The sequence below is a fragment of the Oleiphilus sp. HI0117 genome, from assembly GCF_001635235.1.
The window spans coordinates 1-3,880 of sequence record NZ_LWGA01000937.1 but is presented as its reverse complement, the minus strand read 5'-3'; the positions used below and the strand labels follow the sequence as shown (position 1 = coordinate 3,880).

At 44.3% G+C, this 3,880-nt stretch carries 5 protein-coding genes and 1 pseudogene; 5 read left to right on the top strand and 1 reads right to left on the bottom strand.

The features are described from left to right. The 5 genes from A3757_RS16790 to sixA all read left to right on the top strand — a co-directional run. On the top strand, positions 1-787 hold a 787-nt coding region (locus A3757_RS16790; RefSeq protein ID WP_156506374.1), incomplete at its 5' end, for a PP2C family protein-serine/threonine phosphatase. Positions 788-851: 64 nt separating this feature from the next. After that, entirely contained in the window at positions 852-1,361 is a 510-nt protein-coding gene (locus tag A3757_RS16785; protein ID WP_068515259.1) for an STAS domain-containing protein, read from the top strand. A gap of 150 nt (positions 1,362-1,511) precedes the next feature. Continuing rightward, on the top strand, positions 1,512-2,543 hold the full coding sequence (locus tag A3757_RS16780; RefSeq protein ID WP_068739966.1) for an NAD(P)H-dependent glycerol-3-phosphate dehydrogenase: 1,032 nt from the start codon (positions 1,512-1,514) through the stop codon (positions 2,541-2,543). Positions 2,544-2,546: 3 nt separating this feature from the next. Then, the gene (locus tag A3757_RS16775; protein ID WP_068515237.1) at positions 2,547-2,813 is read left to right on the top strand and encodes a DUF4389 domain-containing protein; all 267 of its coding nucleotides are present in this window, start codon (positions 2,547-2,549) and stop codon (positions 2,811-2,813) included. A 2-nt stretch (positions 2,814-2,815) separates the two neighbouring features. After that, positions 2,816-3,274, top strand: a complete 459-nt coding sequence (sixA, locus tag A3757_RS16770; protein ID WP_068515010.1) for a phosphohistidine phosphatase SixA — start codon at positions 2,816-2,818, stop codon at positions 3,272-3,274. 342 nt (positions 3,275-3,616) lie between these two features. On the opposite strand, the pseudogene A3757_RS26930 reads toward sixA, so the two are convergent. Beyond that, positions 3,617-3,880, bottom strand: a pseudogene (locus tag A3757_RS26930) (aminotransferase); the annotation flags it as partial.

Sequence of the window (3,880 nt, the reverse complement as noted above, 5' to 3'; positions counted from 1 at the left end):
GCTTGAAGAAGGCTATAAGAAACTGAGCGCGGGTCTCCAGGAATTGAGGGCTGACCAAAAAGCCGGCTTGCAAATTCAAAAGAAAATGCTGCCAAAAAATGAAAAGAAAGTGAACGATATTTTCTTTGAGCATCGAGTGATGCCATCTTTGTACTTAAGCGGCGATTTCTTAGACTATTTTAATCTTGACGATCATCGTAGCTTATTTTATTTTGCCGACGTTTCTGGTCATGGTGCATCGTCTGCATTTGTGACGGTATTGCTGAAAAACCTGACGATGCGTTTAAAGCGTAACTTTAAACGCGGCTCTAGTGATGAGATTTCGTGTCCGAATGATTTCTTGAAGCGTGTTAATCTTGAGCTGTTGGCAAGTGATTTGGGAAAGCATGTAACGATGTTTGCAGGTATTCTCGATGAGAAAAACCAGGAATTACGATATTCGGTAGGAGGGCATTTCCCTATGCCAGTATATTGTGAGCAAGGGCGGGCAGAGTATTTAGAAGGTAAAGGAATGGCCGTTGGTTTATTTCCTGAGCCAGAATTCGAAGTCTACCATCGGAAAATTACACCGGAATTTCGAATCACGGTATTTTCTGACGGTATTCTCGAGGTGATGCCCGGCGAGACTTTGAATGATAAGGAACAGCTACTACTGGACGTTGTAGCAGAAAACAGGGCGGGTGTAGCGGAGCTATTCTCTTCCTTAGGCTTGGACGACTTAAAAGAAATACCTGATGATATTGCCTTTCTTTCGGTGAGTGCAGTCAGTGACGGAAGTAAAAGGTAGCGATATGCAGAACATACGTTCCATATTGAATATGTCAATCACAAGCATTAAAGGTTGAGCGACTATGTCTAAATGTAAAATACTACAAGCAGAATGCAGCGGCGTTTATGTGTTGAAATTGGTGGGAGAGGTTCGATTGAATCTTTGCTCAACGATTGACTCTGCTATTGAAGCAATGACGTCTGACCCTGAATTTGCATCAATCGTTGTTGATTTGAGTGAGACGACTTTAATTGACAGTACCACTTTAGGTTTGCTTGCTCGCTTGGCTATTCAGGCGAAGCAAAAAAGCCACTTCTTGCCTTCCATTGTATCGACTAACCCTGACATTACTCGTGTCATAACGACAATGGGCTTCGAAAGTGTCTATCTTATTCTAACTGAACCGGCAGACTCGAGCCAACGACTGACTGAGCTGGCACCCCAAGATATTACCGAAGAAGAATTAAGAACCAATGTTCTCAATGCTCACAAGGTTTTGATGAACCTGAACGAGCACAACCGTGAACAGTTCAAAGACTTAGTGGCGACACTTGAAGGCGATGTAGAGGAACAGGCCTTTGTTGCGGGCTAAGGTGAATAAAGCTTAGTTATTAATATTATGTCAGGAAGCAAAGTATTTTGGCTTTCCTGCTTCAGGTTTCTCTTGTGACCTTCTATTATTGTCTTGCAGCAAAAAGAGCTGGCAAACAAGTCTAATCAACTAAACAAGAGATCTTAAATCATGTCACATAGCAAATCGGCTATCGCTGTTCTGGGTGGTGGAAGTTTTGGAACTGCGATTGCTAATATTGCTGCCGAAGCCGGGATTAAGACATATTTATGGATGCGCAGTGAAGAATCCGTAGAGTCCATTATTCAAACCAGGGTTAATACCAAGTATCTGCCTGATTTGTCCTTGCATGAAAACCTAATTCCAACAACGAGCTTAAGTGACGCCGTTGACAATGCCTATATCGTATTTTTTGCCGTGCCGAGTAAATCTTTTCGGGCAGTTGTAGAAAATGCAAAATCCTATCTTAAGCCTGATCAATGGGTGGTGAGCACTACAAAAGGGATCGAGCCGGGCACACTAAACCTGATGAGTGATATTTTGCGGGCAGAGCTTCCCGGTTTTCAGGTGGGCGTTATGGGCGGGCCAAACCTAGCCAAGGAAATAGCCAAACATGAGCTAACGGCCACGGTGATTGCAAGCGAGTCCTCAGACTTAAGAAAGGGTGTTCAGGATGCACTAGGCTGCTCCTATTTTAGAGTCTATGCCAGTGCTGATGTTTATGGTGTTGAGTTAGGCGGCNCGTTGAAGAATATTTACGCTATTATGGCGGGTGTCGCTGCAGCCAAGGGTTTGGGTGAGAATACGATTGCCATGCTGCTTACACGAAGCCTGGCTGAAATGGGGCGCTTTGCGCAAACGCAGGGTGCTAATCCGCTCACTTTCCTAGGTTTGTCGGGCGTGGGTGATTTGATTGCGACCTGTAGTTCCCCGCTAAGTAGGAATTACCGGGTGGGTTATGCCTTTGGTAAAGGGAAAACCTTGGAGCAGGCCGTAGAGGAGTTGGGTGAAGTTGCGGAAGGGGTGAATACTCTGGCTCAGGTTAAGCGCTATGCGGACGATAACGATATATATATGCCATTAGTACAGGGCTTATATATGATGATTTACAAACAGGTACCTTTGTCAGTTATCATCGAAAAATTGATGTCTGGTGAGCAGAATACTGATGTTGAATTTACTTTAGCAAAGCACGAGGTGTAGCGCGTGATAAAAGTTTTATATTTGATCCTTTTTTGTTTGATTTATAGTCTTACTGATATTGTTTTGGTTGTAATCGCTCTCGTTCAAACCGTGTTAAAGCTTTCAACGGGAGAGCCTAGTGAATCTTTAAAAGATGCCGGTAGGACTTTGGGCTTGTACCTAAAACAAATTAGTGAATTCCTGAGCTACGCAAGTGAAGTGAAGCCCTATCCATTTTCTGATTGGCCGCAAGCAAAAGCTAAAGACAAGCTTCTGGATGAGATTAAGTAGCGATGAAGCTCTTTATTTCCAGGCATGGTGAGGCATCATTTTATGCAGAAAGCGACTTCTCTCGCCCCTTGACAGAAAGAGGTGTGCAGCAGACAAGTGCTTTAGCAAAAGAGCATTTGAGTATATTAAGTGAGGTGAGCCAAATTTGGGTGAGCCCCTTACTAAGAGCTCAGCAGACGGCAAAGGTTTATCAAGACCAGCTGAAGTGCGATGTTCATACCAAGCCTTTTATTACACCCGACTCCTCGCCGAAACAAGTGCTTCGTCAGCTTAATCAGGCCGGAATTGATAATGTGCTGTTGGTATCGCATCAGCCATTGGTCGGAGACTTAGTGAGCCTATTGGTTGAAGGTAATACCTATCAACCTCATCCTTTTATCACGAGTGAGCTAGTAGTACTGGAGCTTGAGCTGATGGAAGCCGGCCTAGCTTATTTACACCAGGATCTTATCCCGCACTAATAATTCACAGGTCTCTTTGTTAGCCCGGTGTGCTCTTAAGCCGGGATCCATGAGGGTCAGAACGAGGTATCGACGTAGCTGGTTTCCTGGTAAAAACACCTCGGGAATGATGAGTTCGGGGAGATGTTCTACTCTGCCCTGAATTGCACCCATTTTATAGAGGAGCTCTATAGAGAATTATTATTCCTCTGTGCAGCAAAGCGCTCCGTGCCCTCTGTGGTTAAGGGGTTTAATCTTGAAATCAAAACCAAAAAACAAATCCACCACAGAGGACACAGAGCGGCAGGTGGCCTGCACGGAGAAAGCCAAAAGAAGGGTTCTTAAATGAATGACTCCAATTATTTAGACTAAGTCGCGCAGAATCTCTACAGCCCGGTTGATCACTCGCTTGGTGGTATAAAAGTGCGGGGAAAAACGAATACCTCCTCCCCGGTTTGCACAGATTACTTTACGTGACATAAGTGTTTGATATAGCTCAGTGCTGTCCTTCCCCTCAATGCGAAAGCAGATAATGCCACTTTGACGCGCTTGGTTTTTATTTTCAGGAGAAATGAAACAAAGGTCATCAATGGTTTGTAATTGTGCCTTCAGATAGTTCGTTCGTTC

Bases quoted from the DNA above. Each gene is read 5' to 3' on its own strand.
- A3757_RS16785 (WP_068515259.1), top strand. From the start codon at position 852: ATGTCTAAATGTAAAATACTACAAGCAGAATGCAGCGGCGTTTATGTG.
- sixA (WP_068515010.1), top strand. From the start codon at position 2,816: ATGAAGCTCTTTATTTCCAGGCATGGTGAGGCATCATTTTATGCAGAA.